The following is a 17,743-nucleotide window of genomic DNA, read 5'->3' on the forward strand; positions in this document are numbered from 1 at the left end:
TGTTCATCTTGTCGATGACCTGCTTCATGATTTCGGCAGGGCAGATGGAGCCAGCCATGATCCCGGTTCGCAGCGAGGAAAAGTCGGTCGACGCAAAGTCGGGGTGTTCGAGCTCGGCAATGAACATGGTGGGCACGCCGTAGAGGGCGGTGGCTTTCTGCTCATGGACGGCTTTCAGGACTTTACCGGGGTCGAAGCCTTCGTCCGGGTAGATCATGGCGGCCCCATGGGTCATGCAGCCCAGGTTGCCCATGACCATGCCGAAGCAGTGGTAGAGCGGCACGGGGATCACCAGCCGGTCGGCGCTGGTAAAGCCCATGCTCTCTGCCACGAAAAAGCCGTTGTTGAGGATGTTGTGGTGGGAGAGCGTGGCCCCCTTGGGAAACCCCGTGGTGCCGGAGGTGTATTGAATGTTGATCGGGTCGTCGAACTGCAGGGTGGCCTGCAGGTCGTCCACTTCGGTCTGGCTGACGGTGTCGGCCTGGCCAATGAAGTCGGCCCAGCGCCACATGCCGCTGTGCTTCTCGTCGCTGAGGTTGATGATGCACTGCAGCTGCGGCAGTTTATGGGCGTTCAGCGCCCCTTCAGCGCAGTGGTTCAGCTCGGGGGCCAGCTCGTACAGCATGGCGGTGTAGTTGGAGCTCTTGAACTGGTGGGCGGTGATCAAAAAGCGTGCGCCGGATTGGTTGAGCGCGTACTCCAGCTCGTGGGTCCGGTAAGAGGGGTTGATGTTGACCAGAATGGCACCGATCTTGGCGGTGGCAAACTGGCTCAGCGTCCACTCGCTGCAGTTGGGTGCCCAGATGCCGACCCGGTCGCCTTTCTTGACCCCCATGGCGAGCAGGGCCCTAGCGCAGCGATTCACCTCCCGCTGCAGTTCTCGGTAGCTCCAGTGAATGTTCTGGTGAAGTGCGATCAACGCGTCGTTGTCCGGGTATTGGGCGGCAATCTGGTCGAACTTGTCGCCAATGGTCATGCCCAGCAAGGGTTTGTCGGCGGTGCTGCTGGTGTAACTGGGCAGGGCGCTGGAAAGCGGTGCAGATGATGCCATGGTGAGTCTCTCCGAAATCTTTTTGTTGTCTGAGCGGGAAGTGAAGCGTTTTTAATTATTAGGGCCGGGCCGTACTAGCCGGGAGTGCGCTGTGTGCACCCTCTGGCCAGCGCCACTTTGGCGCTGGGCTGGCGGCCCAACTGCCGCGTGATCCAGTCGCCAGTGTCGATCACCGCTTGCAGGTCGATGCCGGTCTCGATGCCGAGTCCTTGCAGCAGGTACAGCACGTCTTCCATGGCCACGTTGCCGGAGGCGCCCTTGGCATAGGGGCAGCCACCGAGCCCTGCCGTGGCGGCATCGATGACGCCGACGCCCTCTTCCAGCACGGCGTACAGGTTGGCGATGGCCATGCCGTAAGTGTCATGGAAGTGCGCGGCCAGCCGTTCGATGGGCACGTGTTGGGCGGTGGCTTCGATCATGCGTTTGGCGGCCAGCGGCGTGCCGGTACCGATGGTGTCCCCGAGGGAAATCTCGTAACAGCCCATGTCGTAGAGCGCTTTCGCCACCTCGGCGACTTTCTGCGGGGCGATGTCCCCTTCGTAGGGGCACCCCAGCACGCAGGAGACGTAGCCACGCACTCGCACGCCTGCCTCGTTGGCCCGTGCGAGCACTGGCTCAAAGCGTGCCAGCGACTCGGTGATCGAGCAGTTGATGTTCTTCTGCGAGAACGCTTCCGAGGCGGCGCCAAACACGGCGACCTCCTCGACGCCCACGTCCAGAGCGCCTTCCAGCCCCTTCAGGTTTGGCGTGAGGGCGGAATACACCACGCCGGGCTGGCGCTTGATGCCGCGCATCACCTCGGCGGCATCGCCCATCTGCGGTACCCACTTGGGAGAAACGAAGCTGGCGGCTTCGATATGCCGCAGGCCGGCGGCTGCCAGGCGCTCGATCAGCGCGATCTTGATGGCAGTGGGCACCAGGGTGCCCGGTTCGTTCTGCAGCCCGTCACGAGGGGCCATTTCAAACAGCTTGATAGCCGTAGGCAGTGCCATGGAAAAGCTCCTATTCGCTGGGGGCAAAGTCGAGCAGCACGTCACCCTGGCTGACCGTGTCGCCTGCCTGGAAATGGAACGTGGCCACGCTGCCGTGGGTCGGTGCCGTCATAGTGTGCTCCATTTTCATGGCCTCCATGACCATCAAGGGCATGCCTTTTTCTACCGTGGTGCCGGGTTCGACCAGCAGCGCCACGACAGTGCCGTGCATGGGGGCGGTAAGGGTCGCCTCGGTTTCCTGATGGCCGTGGTCGATGGCGTCGATACGCTGCCAGAGCAGGCGGGTTTCGCCGCTGGGCTCGGCCATCACGACGACATTGCCGTCCCGATAGGCCTGCAGGCGACGGCGATGGCCGTCGAGGGTCACCGCCACCGCATCGCCTGCCAGCGGTTGCAGGCTGGCGCTGAGCGTTTTCTCGCCGATGGTCAGCTGCCACTGGGCGTCCAGGCTCGTGCGTTTGCCCTCCACCACGACCAGGCTGTCACTCTCCGAGCCTTGTGCCGCGCTGGGGTCGCACAGCGTGATGCGGATGGTGTGCGGGGCATTGAGCCGGAAGCCGTCGTGGCGGTCCCAGGGCGAGTCGCTTTCGCACTCCTGAGCCAGCTGGTGCAGCCCGATCAGCGCTGCGCTGGCATAGTCCTGCGTGGTGTAGCGACGTGGCGCGAACAGCGTCGCTTCGTTGCGTTCGATGAAGCGCGTGTCCAGCTCGACGTTCTTGAAGCCGGGGTGATTGGCCAGCCGCTGCAGGAAGGCGCGGTTGGTCACCACTCCCTGCACATCCAGCGCGGCCAGCGCCCGGTTCAAGGTGGCCAGCGCGGCGTCGCGGTCGACACCGTGCACGATCAACTTGGCCAGCATGGGGTCGTAGTGCATCGACACGCGATCGCCGCTCTCCACGCCGCTGTCCAGGCGCACCTGGTCGGCGGCCAGGCCCGCGCCTTCGGTGTCCAGTTCGAAGCGGGCCAGCAGGCCGGTGGCAGGCAAGAAGTCCTGCTCCGGGTCCTCGGCGTAGAGCCTCGCCTCGAAGCTGTGACCGGTGATGGTCAGCTCGTCCTGGCGACAGGGCAGCGGCTCGCCCATGGCGACTCTCAATTGCCACTCCACCAGATCCTGGCCGGTGATCATCTCGGTGACGGGGTGCTCCACCTGCAGGCGGGTGTTCATCTCCATGAAGTAGAACGAGCCGTCGGCGTCCAGAAGGAACTCCACCGTGCCCGCGCCCACGTAGCCGATCTCCTTGGCAGCGCGAACGGCGGCGTCGCCCATGGCAGAGCGCAGCTCGGGCGTCATGCCGGGGGCGGGGGCTTCTTCAATGACTTTCTGGTGGCGACGCTGCACGCTGCAGTCGCGCTCGAAGAGGTACACGCCTTGGCCGTAGCGGTCACAAAAGACCTGTACCTCTACATGGCGGGGCTGCACCAGATACTTTTCGATCAGCATGCGGTCGTCGCCAAAGGCGGCTTTCGATTCCCGGCGGCAGCCGTCCAGCGCTGCCTTGAAGCCTTCGCCGCTTTCGACCACGCGCATGCCCTTGCCGCCGCCGCCTGCGCTGGCCTTCAGCATCACCGGGTAGCCAATCTTGTCGGCTTCGGCGCGCAGCAGGGCGTCATCCTGGTCGTCGCCATGATAGCCCGGTACCAGCGGCACCCCCGCGTTGGCCATGCGTGCCTTGGCCGCCGATTTGTCGCCCATGGCGGCAATGGCGGAAGCGGGCGGGCCAACGAAGGTAATACCGGCCTGTTCCAGCGCTTTGACGAAGGTGCCGTTTTCGGACAGAAAGCCGTAACCGGGGTGAATGGCGCCGGTGCCGGTGCGTTGGGCGGCGTCGATCACTGCCTTGATGTTCAGGTAGCTTTCTCGGGCGGCCGCCGGGCCAAGACGCACGGCCTCGTCGGCTTCCCGCACATGGCGGGCGGTGGCATCGGCATCCGAGTAGACCGCCATGGTTTTCAGCCCCAAGCGGCGGGCGGTGCGCATCACGCGGCAGGCAATTTCACCCCGGTTGGCTACCAGTAGGGTATCGAAGGGGGTCGGGGTAGGCGTCATGAGCGTGGCTCCGCGGCGTGTTGGTGTTCTTCGGGGGATGTCCAGGCGGGGCGGCGCTTGTCGAAAAAGCTGGCCAGGCCCTCCTGGCCTTCTTCACTGACCCGCAGTTGGGCGATGACCTGGCAGGTGTGCTCGCGGGTGGCATCCGAGTCCGGGGCCTGGGCCACGCTGGCCAGCAGGGCTTTGGTTGCCCGCTGCGCCTGAGGAGAGCCCTTGGCCAGGGTGTCGATCATGGTATCGATGGCGTGATCCAGCGCATCGTGTTCGACCACCTGGTGGGCGAGCCCCAGCTGCAGCGCGGTGGGGGCATCCATGATTTCGGCGCTTAGTGCGTAGCGGCGCATCTGCCGTTGGCCAAGGGCGCGCTGGACGTAAGGGCTGATCACGGCCGGTGACAGGCCTATATTGACCTCCGACAAGCAAAACCGAGCCTTCTCGGAAGCGATGACGATGTCGCAGCAGGCGGCAAGCCCGACCGCGCCACCGAACGCGGCGCCCTGTACACGGCACAGGGTGGGGCAGGGCAGCGTGTCCAGGCCGTGCATCAGCGCCGCCAGCTTGCGTGAATCGGCCAGGTTGTCGGCCAGGTCGTAATCGACCATGCGCTTCATCCAGTTCAGGTCCGCACCGGCCGAAAAGCTCTTGCCCTCGGAGCCGAGGACCACCACGCGCACGTCGCCTGCGCTGGCCAGATCGTGCAGGGTTTCCAGATGACCGTTCAGTTCGGCGATCAAGCGATCGTCAAAGGCGTTGTGCACCTCTGGACGGTTCAAGGTCAGCCGGGCGACACCCGATTCGATAACCAGGGTTGAGTAAGCCATGTGATGCCCCTTACATCCGGAACACGCCGAAGCGCGTCTCTTTGATTTCTGCGTTCATGGCGGCGGCCAACGAGAGACCCAGCACGTCGCGGGTTTGCAGCGGGTCGATGACTCCGTCATCCCACAGGCGCGCGCTGGCGTAGTAGGGGTGGCCCTGGTGCTCGTACTGGTCGCGGGTGGGCTGTTTGAAGGCCTCTTCGTCTGCCTTGCTCCATTCCCGGCCTTCTCGTTCGTACTGCTCGCGCTTCACCTGGGAAAGTACGCCTGCTGCCTGCTCGCCGCCCATTACGGAAATACGCGCATTGGGCCACATGAACAGCAGATTGGGATCGTAGGCTCGGCCACACATACCGTAGTTGCCAGCACCGAAGCTGCCGCCAATCAGCACGGTGTACTTCGGTACGTTGGCGCAGGCCACGGCGGTGACCAGCTTGGCGCCGTGCTTGGCGATGCCTTCGTGCTCGTATTTGGAGCCCACCATGAAGCCGGTGATGTTCTGCAGGAAGACCAGCGGAATCTTGCGCTGGGCACACAGTTCGATGAAATGTGCGCCTTTCACGGCGCTTTCCGAAAACAGCACGCCGTTGTTGGCGACGATACCCACCGGGTAGCCGTGGATATGTGCAAAGCCGGTCACCAGGGTGTCGCCGTAGTAGCGCTTGAACTCATCGAAATCAGAGCCATCGACAATACGGCCGATCACTTCGCGCACGTCGTAAGGTTTTTTCAGATCGGTGCCGACGATGCCGTACAGCTCTGCGGGGTCGAGACTTGGCGGCCTGGGGGGTTGCATGGCGAGCTGGCCACGCTTTTGCCAGTTGAGCCGGGACACGCAGGCCCGTGCTAGCTGCAGCGCATGGGCGTCGTTTTCGGCGTAGTGGTCGGCCACGCCGCTGATGCGGGTGTGCACATCGGCGCCGCCCAGGTCTTCAGCGCTGATGTTTTCCCCGGTCGCTGCTTTGACCAGCGGTGGACCGCCCAAAAAGATCGTCCCCTGCTCCTTGACGATAATGGACTCGTCCGCCATGGCGGGCACATAAGCACCGCCTGCGGTGCAGGAGCCCATGACCACCGCGATTTGCGGGATACCCTCGGCAGAGAGCGTGGCCTGGTTGTAGAAGATCCGGCCGAAGTGGTCGCGGTCGGGGAAGACCTCGTCCTGGCGGGGCAGGAAAGCCCCGCCGGAATCGACCAGGTAGATGCACGGCAGGCGGTGCTTGCGAGCCACTTCCTGGGCGCGCAGGTGCTTTTTCACCGTCAGCGGGAAATAGGTGCCGCCCTTGACCGTGGCATCGTTGGCCACGATCACGCACTCCACCCCCGATACTCGGCCAATCCCGGTGACCACCCCGGCGGCGGGCACATCGCTGTCGTAAACGTGATGGGCTGCCAGCGCAGAAAATTCCAGAAACGGCGAGCCTTCATCGATCAAGTGGTCGATACGGTCACGTACGAACAGCTTGCCACGGCTTTCGTGGCGGCTGCGGGCGTTGGCGCCGCCGCCCTGGGCGATGGCCGCGGTCAGCTCACGCAGCTTGTTCACTTCCCCCAGCATGGCGGCCTCGTTGGCCTGAAACACATCGCTGCGCGGGTTGATCTGTGTCGAGAGTGTGCTCATGGCGCAAACCTTCCTGAGTCGATTAATGGCTTTCGGTGAAGAGTTCGCGACCAATCAGCATGCGGCGAATTTCGCTGGTACCGGCGCCAATTTCGTAGAGCTTCGCATCGCGCAGCAGGCGGCCGGTGGGGTATTCGTTGATGTAGCCATTGCCGCCCAGCAGTTGAATGGCGTCCAGCGCGACCTGGGTGGCCTTTTCAGCACAATACAGAATCACCCCGGCGGCATCCTTGCGCGAGGTCTGGCCCCGGTCGCAGGCGCTGGCCACGGCATACAGGTAAGCGCGGCAAGCATTCAGCGTGGTGTACATGTCGGCCACTTTGCCCTGTACCAGCTGGAACTCGCCGATGGATTGGTTGAACTGCTTGCGCTCGTGGATATAGGGAATGACCACGTCCATGGCGGCCTGCATGATGCCGATGGGGCCAGCGGCCAGCACGGCACGCTCGTAATCCAGTCCGCTCATCAACACCCGCACGCCCTTGCCTACCTCGCCCAGCACGTTCTCGGCGGGCACGCGGCAGTCCTGAAACACCAGCTCGCAGGTGTTGGAACCGCGCATGCCCAACTTGTCGAGCTTCTGGGCGGTGGAGAAGCCGGGCATGCCTTTCTCGATGATGAACGCGGTGATGCCCTTGGAGCCTGCTTCCGGGTCGGTCTTGGCGTAGACCACCAGCACGTCGGCATCGGGGCCGTTGGTGATCCACATCTTGTTGCCGTTGAGCACGTAGTGGTCGCCATCTTCCTTGGCGCGCAGCTGCATCGACACCACATCGGAACCGGCACCCGGCTCCGACATGGCCAGCGCGCCCACGTGCTCACCGCTGATCAGTTTGGGCAGGTATTTGGCTTTCTGCTCGGCGGAGGCGTTGATCTTCAATTGGTTGACGCACAGGTTGGAATGCGCGCCATAAGAGAGGGCCACCGACGCACTGGCACGGGAGATCTCTTCCATGGCAATGCAGTGCGCCAGATAGCCCATGCCGCTACCGCCATCCTCTTCCGGGACGGTAATGCCCAGCAGCCCCATGTCACCAAACTTCTGCCACAGGTCGTTGGGGAACTCGTTGTTACGGTCGATCTCGGCGGCTCTGGGCGCTATTTCGCTGGCGGCAAACGCATTGACCTGTTCGCGCAGCATGTTCAGCTCGTCGTCGAGGCCAAAATTCAGTTCTGTGTAGTGGGAAAACATGCTCAATCACCTTTCGTCGTTGCTTGTTGATTGTTAATGGACCGTGTCTGCTGGCGGTATTCGAGCGGCTTATTTGGAAGTGGCCGGGTGCTTCTCGTTCAACTCTTCCAGCGCCTGGCGGCAGCGGATTTCGGCACTCTCCAGCTCCAGTTGCACCATGGTGATGTCTTTCATCTGCTGCTCCAGCGCGGCCTTGCGTTCGCCGATCTTGCTGAGCATCAGGTGCAACTGCTTTTCGCTGCCGCTGCGCGTTTCGTCCCACAGCTCGAACAGTTCGCGAATCTCGGCCAGTGAAAAGCCCAGCCGTTTGCCGCGCAGGGTCAGCTTCAGGCGTACGCGATCCTTGCTGCTGTAAATGCGTGTTTGCCCACGGCGAGAAGGGTGCAGCAGCTCCTGGTCTTCATAAAAACGGATGCTGCGCGTGGTGACATCGAACTCGCTGGCCAACTCGCTGATCGTGTAGGTTTTGCTCATGATCGTTATTCTCGTCGATAGGGGAATGTCCCTATGGAACACTGACCCTGAGGCTAAAACAAGTTTACGTTAACGTAAAGTAGCGGATGGCTATCGTTGGTAAGCGTTTAAAATTTACAAGCTGTTGAAATTTAATGGTTTCAGCGTTTTAAGGCGCCGCGCTATCGTGGTGCGTAGACCAAAGTTGTAATTGTAATACCCGGTGATGGGTTGCTAGTTTGCACCTACAGCTTACGTTCAGGTAAGGATGCGTTGCCGGTTACTCCGCTGCGCTTCCCACCCTACAAGAACAACAAGAGGCGTCCTACCTCATGCGTGCAGATGAAGTGACCCAGGGGCCAGTGCTCGAAACGCGAGGGCTGACCAAAGAGTTTCGCGGCTTTACGGCCGTGGATAACGTCAACCTACAGGTGCAGGAAGGGCATATCCACGCCCTGATCGGCCCCAACGGTGCCGGCAAAACCACGGTGTTCAACCTGCTCACCAAGTTCCTCCCTCCAACGCGCGGTGAGATTTTCTACCGTGGCCAGCCGATTACCAGCAAGAAATCCAATGAAATTGCCCAGCTGGGCCTGGTGCGCTCGTTTCAGATTTCGGCGGTGTTTGCGCACATGACAGCGCTGGAAAACGTACGCGTTGCGCTGCAGCGCCAGTTGGGCACGTCGTTTCATTTCTGGAAGTCCGAAAAAACGCTGGATCACCTCAATGATCGTGCGCTGGCCTTGCTGGATGAAGTGGGGCTGCGCGAGTATGCCGATACATTGACGGTTGAAATGCCCTATGGCCGCAAGCGCGCCCTGGAGGTAGCGACCACTCTGGCGCTGGACCCCAGCATGATGCTGCTGGACGAGCCCACCCAGGGCATGGGTGCCGAAGACGTGGACCGCATCGTGGCGTTGATCAAGCGCGTTTCCCAGGGGCGTACCGTGCTGATGGTGGAGCACAACCTGAGCGTGGTAAGCCGCTTGTGTGACCGCATTACGGTATTGGCCCGAGGCGCGGTATTGGCGGAAGGCGACTACGACAGCGTTTCCCGCAACCCGCTGGTACGTGAAGCCTATATGGGCAGCGAAGCTGCCAGTGAGGAGGCCGCCGTATGAAGACCGCAGAAGCCCTCGAACATCCGGCCGCAGAGACTCAAAGCCTGGAAATGCTCCGCGTGCAGGACCTGCATGCCTTCTATGGCGAGTCGCACATCCTTCATGGGGTCAATTTCAACGTCAAGCGGGGCGAGCTGGTGACACTGCTGGGTCGCAACGGTGCAGGGCGTAGCACCACGCTAAAGTCCATCATGAACATGGTGGGGCGCCGCACCGGCTCCATCGTCATCAATGGCAGCGAAACCCTGCGCATGAAGCCTCACCATATTCCTCGTCTGGGTATTGGCTACTGCCCTGAAGAGCGCGGCATCTTCGCCAGCCTGGACGTGCACGAAAACCTGCTGCTGCCGCCCACGGTGCGCTCCGGTGGAATGAGCCTGGATGAGATCTATGCCATGTTCCCCAACCTGTACGAGCGGCGCAAGAGTCAGGGAACCCGACTCTCTGGCGGTGAACAACAGATGCTGGCCATGGCGCGCATTCTGCGCACCGGTGCGCGGCTGCTGCTGCTCGATGAAATTACCGAAGGCCTGGCCCCGGTCATCGTGCAGAAGCTGGGCGAAGTGCTGGTGCAGCTGAAAGAGCGGGGCATGACCATCGTACTGGTCGAGCAGAACTTCCGTTTTGCCGCGCCGCTGGCCGACCGCCATTTCGTCATGGATCACGGCCAGATCGTCGAAGAGATCACGGCGGCGCAGCTGCCTTCGCGCCGCGAGCATTTGAACAGCATGCTGGGGGTATAGACACCGCACACAACATATCCTTTAACCGCACTACTCAGGCTCCACTCGAACACCACTATTGAATGTCCGCATTACAACAGCGTCCGCATCACAACAACAAAGGCCCCCAGGGCCAGGAGACGAACATGATCTTTACCAGAAAAACGTTGGCCGCCAGCATTGCCGTGGCTGCCACTGCCAGCATGATGGCCTCTGCCGCCCAGGCCGAGATCAGCGACGGCGAAGTGCGCATTGGCTATCTGGCCGATATGTCGGGCACCTACCGAGATCTGGCGGGTCCGGGTGGTCAAACGGCCATGGAGATGGCCGTGACCGACTTTGGTGGCAGCGTCAACGGTGCCCCCATCGTGATTTTCAGCGCCGACGACCGCAATAGCGCGGACGTTGGCGCCAATACCGTGCGCGAGTGGATCGATCAGCGCAACGTGGACATGGTGGGCGGTCTGGTGGCCTCGTCGGTAACCATCGCCGTGACCCGCGTGCTGGAAGAGAACAACGGCCTGGGAATCGTGTCCGGGTCCGCGGCTTCCAGTATCACCAACGAACACTGCACCCCCAATCACATTCACTGGGTCTACGACACTTACCCGCTGGCCAATGGTACGGCGCGTGCCGTAGTGGAGCAGGGGGGCGATACCTGGTTCATGCTGACCGCTGATTACGCCTTTGGTCACGCTCTGGAAGGCGACGTGACTCGTGTGGTGGCCGTCAATGGCGGTGAAGTGGTGGGCGGTGTCCGTCACCCGTTCCCCACCAGCGACTTCTCCTCCTACATTCTTCAGGCCCAGGGGTCCGGTGCCAAGATCGTGGGTCTGGCGAATGCCGGGGCAGACACCGTGAATGCCATCACCACGGCGAGCCAGTTCGGCCTGACCCAAAGCGGCCAGCAACTGGCGGGCCTGCTGATCTTCCTCAACGACGTGCACGCGCTGGGTCTGGAAGCCACCCAGGGGCTGCTGCTGACCACCGGCTGGTACTGGGACATGGACGACGAGTCGCGTGAGTGGTCCGAGCGCTATTACGAGCAGGTGGGTCGCATGCCGACCATGGTTCAGGCCGGTATCTACTCCAGCACCATGCATTACCTCAAGGCCGTAGAAGCGGCAGGCACCGATGACCCGGAGACCGTACGTGCGCAAATGGCCGAGATGCCGGTAGAGGACTTCTTTGCCCGCAATGGCCGTATTCGTGAAGATGGCCGCATGATTCACGACATGTATCTGGCCCAGGTGAAAACGCCGGAAGAGTCTACCGGTGAATGGGACTTGTACGAGATCCTCAGCACCATGCCCGCCGAAGAAGCCTACCGCCCGCTCTCTGAAAGCCAGTGTTCGCTGGTGAACAACTGATCGGCACGTCACGCTGAACAGCACCAGGCGGGCAGCCCCCGCCTGGTGACAAGGAGAATCACACCATGACGATGATATTCGGCGTGCCATTGGCCGTCTTCATGGGCCAGCTAACGCTTGGGCTTGTGAATGGAGCCTTTTATGCGCTGCTTAGCTTGGGCCTGGCGGTTATCTTCGGGCTACTGAAGATCGTCAACTTTGCCCATGGGGCGCAGTACATGCTGGGCGCCTTTGCGGCGCTGCTGGGCTTTCGCTATCTGGGCATCAATTACTGGTTGGCGCTGGTGCTGGTGCCCGTAGTGGTAGGCGGTTTCGGTATGCTGATGGAGCGTTTTCTGCTGCGTCGCATTGCCCACCTGGACCACCTGTACGGGTTGCTGCTGACGTTCGGGTTGGCGCTGATTTTTGAAGGCACTCTGGTGAACTTCTTTGGGGTTTCCGGGGCGCGTTACGCCACTCCGGAGGTGCTGCAGGGTGGGCTCAATCTCGGCTTCATGTTCCTGCCCACCTACCGTGCCTGGGTGCTGGTGGCGGCGCTGGCCATGTGTCTGTTCACCTGGTTCATGATCGAGCGTACGCGGCTGGGTGCCTACCTGCGGGCAGGTACAGAAAACTCGCAATTGATGCAGGCGTTTGGCGTCAACGTACCGCTGTTGATCACCTTGACCTACGGGTTTGGCGTGGGCCTGGCGGCCTTTGCCGGGGTGTTGGCTGCACCGCTATACCCTGTCTCACCTACCATGGGCTCCAATCTTTTGATCGTGGTGTTTGCGGTCGTGGTCATTGGCGGCATGGGGTCGATTCTGGGGGCTATCGTGACGGGATTGGGCATGGGAATCATCGAAGGGCTGACCAAGGTGTATTACCCGGAAGCCTCCAATACGGTCATTTTTCTGGTCATGATCCTGGTGCTCATGTTACGCCCCGCTGGGCTGTTCGGTAAGGAGGCTTAACCATGGCAACGCCGCATACTTCATCAGCCGTCGCGCTGCCCTCCGCCGTGCAGGAGCGCCAGCGTCGGGCCAGGCTGCGCCGCAACATGTTCTATCTGGCACTCATCGTCGTGGGGTTGGTGGCACCTTTTGTTGCTTACCCCGTGTTCTTGATGAAAATCCTCTGCTTTGCCCTGTTTGCTTGCGCCTTCAATCTACTGCTGGGGTATGCCGGGCTGCTCTCGTTTGGCCACGCGGCCTTTCTGGCGACGGGGGGCTACGTGACCGGGTATCTGCTGGCCAGCTATCCGGGCCTGACCCCGGAGCTGGGCATATTGGCAGGGACCCTGACCGCCACCCTGGTCGGCGCGGGCTTCGGGCTGCTGGCCATTCGCCGCCAGGGGATCTACTTCGCCATGGTCACGCTGGCGCTGGCCCAGCTGGTGTACTTCGTGTTCGTGCAGGCGCCCTTTACCGGGGGAGAAGATGGCCTGCATGGCGTGCCACGGGGGCATTTGTTCGGCTTCATCAGCCTGCGTAACAACCTGAGCATGTACTACTTCGTGTTTGCCGTGTTCCTGTTGGGCTTTGCCCTGGTGCAGCGCACCGTACACTCCCCTTATGGGCAGGTGCTCAAGGCCATCCGCGAGAACGAGCCCAGGGCGATTTCGCTGGGTTACAACGTCGATACCTACAAGCTGCTGGCGTTCGTCCTGTCGGCGGCGCTGGCCGGGCTGGCCGGAGCGCCCAAGACCGTGGTGTTCCAGCTGGCGTCGCTCACTGATGCTCACTGGCACATGTCCGGCGAGGTGATCCTGATGACCCTGCTGGGCGGCGTGGGCACTCTGCTCGGGCCGGTGATGGGGGCGGGTCTGGTGGTCAGCCTGCAGCATGTTCTGGCCCAATCGCCGCTGGGCAACTGGGTCAACGTCATCCTGGGCATCATCTTCGTGGTGTGTGTTCTCAGCTTCCGCAGCGGTATCGTGGGCGAGCTGGCCAAGATATACCGCAAGAACTTCAAGTAGCGCCCGGAAAGGGCCGGGAAACTGCGTCTGTCTGTGGATTTGGGTGCCTTCGTGGCACCCTTTTTTGTGGGTGCGGGCGCTGGCCTGAGGTGCGTGGACCTTTTGCGAGGGGAGCGTTGTCTTTCTACGCCAAAGGTCGTGGGGGATTCGGTTGCGCAAATCCGCCTAAAAATATAAGTTAACGTAAACGTCAACGTGACCGATAACGATAATAGTGGGCGAGGTTTCTGACTGAGTTCAGGGGCTCGCCGCAGCGGAGACCGCCATGAATTTTGAGCTGAGTGAAGACCAGGTTGCCTTTGCCGATATGGCGCGGGGGTTTGCCCAGAATGAGCTGGAGCCCCACGCCGCTAAATGGGATGCCGAGGCTTTTTTCCCGGTGGACGTGATTCGCAAGGCAGGCGAACTGGGGTTCTGCTCCCTGTATGCCCCGGAGCGTGTGGGCGGGCTGGGGCTTTCGCGGCTGGATGCCAGCATTATTTTCGAGCAGCTCTCCATGGGCTGTACCTCCACTACGGCATACCTCACCATCCACAATATGGTGACCTGGATGCTGGCGGATTTCGGCACGCCAGAAGCCGTGGAGCAGTGGGGCGAGCGATTGGCGACCGGTGAGCTGCTGGGCTCCTACTGCCTGACCGAGCCCAACGCGGGCTCCGACGCCGCATCGCTCAAGACCACCGCCCGGCGCGACGGTGAGCACTACGTGCTGAATGGCAGCAAGATGTTCATTTCCGGGGCAGGCAGCACCGATTTTCTGGTGGTGATGGCCCGCACCGGCGGCGAAGGGGCGGGCGGTGTGTCTGCCTTTGCCGTGGATGCCCAGAGTGACGGGATCAGCTACGGCCGCAAGGAAGACAAGATGGGTTGGAATAGCCAGCCCACCCGGATGATTACCTTCGAAGACGTGCGTGTGCCTGCCAGCCACCTGCTGGGTAAGGAAGGCGACGGCTTCAAGATCGCCATGAAGGGGCTGGACGGTGGACGCATCAATATTGCCACCTGTTCGATCGGCACCGCCCAGCAAGCGCTCAACAAAGCCCGTGAGTACCTGCTGGAGCGCAAGCAGTTCGGCAAGCGGCTGGCCGATTTCCAGGCCCTGCAGTTCCGTTTGGCCGACATGGTGACCGAGCTGGTGGCTGCCCGCCAACTGGTGCGCATGGCCGCGGCCAAGCTGGACGCTGGCCACCCGGATGCCACGGCCTACTGCGCCATGGCCAAGCGATTTGCCACGGATGTAGGGTTCAAGGTGTGCGATGAAGCCTTGCAGCTTTACGGTGGCAATGGCTACATCAAGGAGTACCCCATGGAGCGCTACGTGCGTGACACCCGCGTGCACCGCATTCTGGAAGGCACCAACGAGATCATGCGGCTGATCATATCCCGACGCGTGCTGGCCGATGGCGCCGCCGAACTGTAGCCTTGGCACCCGAGCAGATAAGGAAGAGGCAATGAGTTGCGTACTGTTTGAAGAGCACACGACCCAGGACGGCCATGTGATCGGCGAGATCACGCTCAACGCCGAGCGTTCGCTGAATGCGCTGACCCTGGAGATGATCGACGCGCTGCTGCCCCGCTTGACCCAGTGGCAGGAGGATGAGCGTGTGGTGGCCATTCTGCTGGACAGCGCAGGCGAAAAAGCCTTCTGTGCAGGGGGCGACGTGGTCAATCTCTACAAGGCCATCACTGGCGATGGTGAGCCGGACTTCCCGGAGCGTTTCTTCGAGCGCGAATATCGGCTCGACTACCTGATGCACACCTTCGCCAAGCCGATTATCTGCTGGGGGCATGGCATCGTGATGGGCGGTGGCATGGGGCTGCTCAGTGCCAGCAGCCACCGTATCGTTACCGAAACGTCGCGACTGGCCATGCCGGAAGTGACCATTGGCCTGTACCCCGATGTGGGGGCCAGCTGGTTTCTCAATCGCCTGCCCAATGGTACCGGGCGTTTTCTGGCCATGACCGGTGGCCAGATCAATGCCCCCGATGCGCTGCATCTGGGTCTGGCAGATCGAGCAATTGCCAGCCACCACCGCGAGGCGTTGGCCCAGGCGCTGCTGGAAGCCCGCTGGGGAGAAGGGGAGCAAACCGACGCCCATGGCGTGGTCAACCGCGTGTTGCGCGAGTTGGAGCAGGCTTCTCAGGCGGCGTTTGCCGAGCTGGAAGCGCCTGTCTACAAGGCGTCTTCACTGATACGCGAGCTGATGGACCACGATACCGTCGAGCAGCAGGTGGCGGCGGTGCTGGGAGTCGATAGCGACGACCAGTGGTTCAGTAAAGCCCAGCGCACCCTGGCCCATGGCAGCCCGGTCTCTTTGCGGCTGATCGATGAGCAGCTCAAGCGCGCCCGGCACATGTCGCTGGCCGAAGTTTTCCAGTTCGAGCTGGCGCTTTCCGTGCAGTGCTGCCGCCATGAAGAGTTCCCCGAAGGCGTGCGTGCGCTACTGGTCGACAAGGACGGCCAGCCGCGCTGGCGTTTCCCGGACGTGGCCTCGGTGCCGCCCAGCTTCATGGAGGAGTTGCTGTCATCCCCCTGGGAGACCAGCCCTCTGGCGGATCTTCAATAATGTGTGCTGTCTCTTCCGAGAGCGCTATCCAATCGACTGCTGACCAATCTCAACAAGGACAACAATATGACCAGCGTAGCCTTCATCGGCCTGGGTAATATGGGCGGCCCCATGGCAGCCAATCTCGTGAAAGCCGGTTTTCAAGTGCGGGCCTTCGACCTGGCCGCCGAGGCCTTGGAAACCGCCCGTGCTCAGGGCTGCGACACCGCCGCCACCGCCCAGGCCGCGGCAGCCGATGCCGATTTCGTGATCTCCATGCTGCCGGCGGGCAAGCATGTGCGGGAGCTGTACATGGAGGGCGACGCGCCGCTGTTCGACGTCATCAAGGCGGGCGCCTTGGTCATCGACTGCTCGACCATCGACGCCGACACCGCGCGTCACGTCGCCGCCGCTGGCGCTGAAAAGGGCATCGGCTTCGTGGATGCGCCAGTCTCCGGTGGCGTGGGCGGTGCCCAGGCGGGCACACTGACCTTCATCGTGGGCGGTTCGGAAGCCCAGTTCACTCAGGCGCAGCCCGTGCTGCAGGCCATGGGCAAGAACATCTTCCACGCCGGAGACCACGGGGCAGGGCAGGTGGCCAAGGTGTGCAACAACATGCTGCTCTCGATCCTCATGGCGGGCACCTGTGAAGCCATCAACATGGGGGTCAAGAACGGCCTGGACCCCGCCGTGCTGTCGGAAATCATGAAGCAGAGTTCCGGCGGCAACTGGGCGCTCAACGTCTATAACCCCTACCCGGGAGTCATGGAAAACGCTCCCGCCTCCAAAGGTTATCAGGGCGGCTTCCAGGTGGATCTGATGATCAAGGACCTTGGCCTGGCCATGGATGTCAGCCAGCAAAGCGCCGCAGCCATTCCCATGGGCTCCGCCGCCCGAGCGCTGTTCACCTTGCACAAGGCGGGCGGCAACGGCAAACTCGATTTCTCCAGCCTGCTCAAGCTGTATCAGGATAAGGATAAGGGTGAGGAGTGAGGAGTGAGGAGTGAGGAGTGAGGAGTGAGGAGTGAGGAGTGAGGAGTGAGGGGTGAATAGTGAGGAGTTGGAGTGTGGAGTGAGTGGGGCATATGTGGGATTGTGGGGCAGCTTTAGCTCGCGACCTGTTGGCTAAGCCCTTGACTAAGCCCTTGCCCCGTAAGTATGCCATTCACTACTCACACCCACCCAAGGCATACTCAGCAACCGATTGAGCTAAACACAAGGACTGCCATGATTACACTTTGGGGCCGCAACAACTCCACCAACGTCAAGAAAGTGCTCTGGACACTGGAAGAGCTGCAACTGCCGTACGAGCAGATCATGGCAGGCCTGCAACACGGGGTAAACGACACGCCGGAATACCTCGCCATGAACCCCAGTGGCCTGGTACCCCTGCTCAAGGATGACGCCACTCAAAGCCTGCTGTGGGAGTCCAACACCATTCTTCGCTATCTGGCGGCGCAGTACGGTCCCAATCCGTTATGGATCGAGGCACCCGCCCAGCGGGCAAGCATGGAAAAGTGGATGGACTGGTCGACCAGCCTGCTCACGCCTGCCCACCGCACCATTCTGATGGGCTATGTACGCACCCCACCCGAGCAGCGCGACAGCCAGGCACTCGATCCCGCCATCGCCACTTGTGAAAAGCTCTTCGCTCAACTGGATAACACGTTGAGCCAGCAGCCCTGGTTCTCTGGCGAAGACTTCGGCCTGGCCGATATCGCCATCGCCCCGTTCACCTACAACCTCTTCAACAGCGGTCTCGCCTGGCCATCCTACCCCCATCTACAGCGCTGGACAGAGCAGCTCGCCGAACGCCCCGCGTACCGTAAGGTCGTGATGATTCCCGTGACGTG

General features: G+C 61.8%; 16 protein-coding genes. 9 read left to right on the forward strand and 7 right to left on the reverse strand.

Annotation, left to right across the window (positions count from 1 at the left end; translation table 11 throughout):
- From B7L71_RS07915 to B7L71_RS07945, 7 genes are all read right to left on the reverse strand, one after another.
- A partial coding sequence (locus B7L71_RS07915) for an AMP-binding protein (protein WP_139790086.1) occupies positions 1-1,051 on the reverse strand: 1,051 nt, incomplete at its 3' end.
- Positions 1,052-1,125: 74 nt separating this feature from the next.
- Entirely contained in the window at positions 1,126-2,043 is a 918-nt protein-coding gene (locus tag B7L71_RS07920; RefSeq protein WP_081137161.1) for a hydroxymethylglutaryl-CoA lyase, read from the reverse strand.
- A 10-nt stretch (positions 2,044-2,053) separates the two neighbouring features.
- A complete protein-coding gene (locus B7L71_RS07925; RefSeq protein ID WP_081137163.1) occupies positions 2,054-4,090 on the reverse strand; it encodes an acetyl-CoA carboxylase biotin carboxylase subunit in 2,037 nt (678 codons plus the stop codon).
- Positions 4,087-4,911 carry an enoyl-CoA hydratase/isomerase family protein gene (locus tag B7L71_RS07930; protein ID WP_039177123.1) on the reverse strand — a complete coding sequence of 275 codons (825 nt, stop codon included), beginning with the start codon at positions 4,909-4,911 and terminating at the stop codon, positions 4,087-4,089. The genes B7L71_RS07925 and B7L71_RS07930 overlap by 4 nt, the downstream gene beginning before the upstream one ends.
- 10 nt (positions 4,912-4,921) lie before the next feature.
- Entirely contained in the window at positions 4,922-6,529 is a 1,608-nt protein-coding gene (locus tag B7L71_RS07935) for a carboxyl transferase domain-containing protein (RefSeq protein WP_016913611.1), read from the reverse strand.
- Positions 6,530-6,551: 22 nt separating this feature from the next.
- On the reverse strand, positions 6,552-7,721 hold the full coding sequence (locus B7L71_RS07940; protein WP_081137165.1) for an isovaleryl-CoA dehydrogenase: 1,170 nt from the start codon (positions 7,719-7,721) through the stop codon (positions 6,552-6,554).
- A 69-nt stretch (positions 7,722-7,790) separates the two neighbouring features.
- The gene (locus B7L71_RS07945; protein WP_039177116.1) at positions 7,791-8,195 is read right to left on the reverse strand and encodes a MerR family transcriptional regulator; all 405 of its coding nucleotides are present in this window, start codon (positions 8,193-8,195) and stop codon (positions 7,791-7,793) included.
- A 311-nt stretch (positions 8,196-8,506) separates the two neighbouring features.
- On the opposite strand from B7L71_RS07945, the gene B7L71_RS07950 reads away from it, so the two are divergent.
- The 9 genes from B7L71_RS07950 to B7L71_RS07990 form a co-directional block, all read left to right on the forward strand.
- On the forward strand, positions 8,507-9,295 hold the full coding sequence (locus B7L71_RS07950; protein ID WP_081137167.1) for an ABC transporter ATP-binding protein: 789 nt from the start codon (positions 8,507-8,509) through the stop codon (positions 9,293-9,295).
- Complete coding sequence (locus B7L71_RS07955) at positions 9,292-10,038, forward strand: ABC transporter ATP-binding protein (protein WP_016913615.1); 747 nt, start codon at positions 9,292-9,294, stop codon at positions 10,036-10,038. Before B7L71_RS07950 ends, B7L71_RS07955 begins: the two co-directional genes overlap by 4 nt.
- 125 nt (positions 10,039-10,163) lie before the next feature.
- Positions 10,164-11,387 carry an ABC transporter substrate-binding protein gene (locus B7L71_RS07960; protein ID WP_081137169.1) on the forward strand — a complete coding sequence of 408 codons (1,224 nt, stop codon included), beginning with the start codon at positions 10,164-10,166 and terminating at the stop codon, positions 11,385-11,387.
- Between the two features lie 65 nt (positions 11,388-11,452).
- Positions 11,453-12,340 (forward strand): branched-chain amino acid ABC transporter permease, encoded by an 888-nt coding sequence (locus B7L71_RS07965; RefSeq protein WP_081137171.1) that lies wholly within the window; start codon positions 11,453-11,455, stop codon positions 12,338-12,340.
- Between the two features lie 2 nt (positions 12,341-12,342).
- Positions 12,343-13,344, forward strand: a complete 1,002-nt coding sequence (locus B7L71_RS07970; protein ID WP_081137173.1) for a branched-chain amino acid ABC transporter permease — start codon at positions 12,343-12,345, stop codon at positions 13,342-13,344.
- 265 nt (positions 13,345-13,609) lie between these two features.
- Positions 13,610-14,764, forward strand: a complete 1,155-nt coding sequence (locus B7L71_RS07975) for an acyl-CoA dehydrogenase family protein (RefSeq protein ID WP_039177097.1) — start codon at positions 13,610-13,612, stop codon at positions 14,762-14,764.
- 31 nt (positions 14,765-14,795) lie between these two features.
- Positions 14,796-15,911: an enoyl-CoA hydratase/isomerase family protein gene (locus tag B7L71_RS07980; protein ID WP_016913622.1), complete on the forward strand. Its 1,116-nt coding sequence runs from the start codon at positions 14,796-14,798 to the stop codon at positions 15,909-15,911.
- 66 nt (positions 15,912-15,977) lie between these two features.
- Positions 15,978-16,883, forward strand: coding sequence for a 3-hydroxyisobutyrate dehydrogenase (mmsB, locus tag B7L71_RS07985; RefSeq protein WP_081137175.1), 906 nt, complete (start codon positions 15,978-15,980; stop codon positions 16,881-16,883).
- Between the two features lie 234 nt (positions 16,884-17,117).
- On the forward strand, positions 17,118-17,743 hold a 626-nt coding region (locus B7L71_RS07990; RefSeq protein WP_081137176.1), incomplete at its 3' end, for a glutathione S-transferase family protein.

The organism is Halomonas sp. BC2, assembly GCF_002078115.1.
GTDB classification, from domain to species: Bacteria; Pseudomonadota; Gammaproteobacteria; order Pseudomonadales; family Halomonadaceae; genus Vreelandella; species Vreelandella stevensii.

Excerpts from the sequence above, each read along its gene's own strand:
- mmsB (WP_081137175.1), top strand. The coding sequence starts at position 15,978 with ATGACCAGCGTAGCCTTCATCGGCCTGGGTAATATGGGCGGCCCCATG.
- B7L71_RS07975 (WP_039177097.1), top strand. The coding sequence starts at position 13,610 with ATGAATTTTGAGCTGAGTGAAGACCAGGTTGCCTTTGCCGATATGGCG.
- B7L71_RS07950 (WP_081137167.1), top strand. The coding sequence starts at position 8,507 with ATGCGTGCAGATGAAGTGACCCAGGGGCCAGTGCTCGAAACGCGAGGG.
- B7L71_RS07965 (WP_081137171.1), top strand. The coding sequence starts at position 11,453 with ATGACGATGATATTCGGCGTGCCATTGGCCGTCTTCATGGGCCAGCTA.
- B7L71_RS07925 (WP_081137163.1), bottom strand. The coding sequence starts at position 4,090 with ATGACGCCTACCCCGACCCCCTTCGATACCCTACTGGTAGCCAACCGG.
- B7L71_RS07935 (WP_016913611.1), bottom strand. The coding sequence starts at position 6,529 with ATGAGCACACTCTCGACACAGATCAACCCGCGCAGCGATGTGTTTCAG.
- B7L71_RS07980 (WP_016913622.1), top strand. The coding sequence starts at position 14,796 with ATGAGTTGCGTACTGTTTGAAGAGCACACGACCCAGGACGGCCATGTG.
- B7L71_RS07960 (WP_081137169.1), top strand. The coding sequence starts at position 10,164 with ATGATCTTTACCAGAAAAACGTTGGCCGCCAGCATTGCCGTGGCTGCC.
- B7L71_RS07940 (WP_081137165.1), bottom strand. The coding sequence starts at position 7,721 with ATGTTTTCCCACTACACAGAACTGAATTTTGGCCTCGACGACGAGCTG.
- B7L71_RS07970 (WP_081137173.1), top strand. The coding sequence starts at position 12,343 with ATGGCAACGCCGCATACTTCATCAGCCGTCGCGCTGCCCTCCGCCGTG.
- B7L71_RS07920 (WP_081137161.1), bottom strand. The coding sequence starts at position 2,043 with ATGGCACTGCCTACGGCTATCAAGCTGTTTGAAATGGCCCCTCGTGAC.
- B7L71_RS07930 (WP_039177123.1), bottom strand. The coding sequence starts at position 4,911 with ATGGCTTACTCAACCCTGGTTATCGAATCGGGTGTCGCCCGGCTGACC.
- B7L71_RS07955 (WP_016913615.1), top strand. The coding sequence starts at position 9,292 with ATGAAGACCGCAGAAGCCCTCGAACATCCGGCCGCAGAGACTCAAAGC.
- B7L71_RS07945 (WP_039177116.1), bottom strand. The coding sequence starts at position 8,195 with ATGAGCAAAACCTACACGATCAGCGAGTTGGCCAGCGAGTTCGATGTC.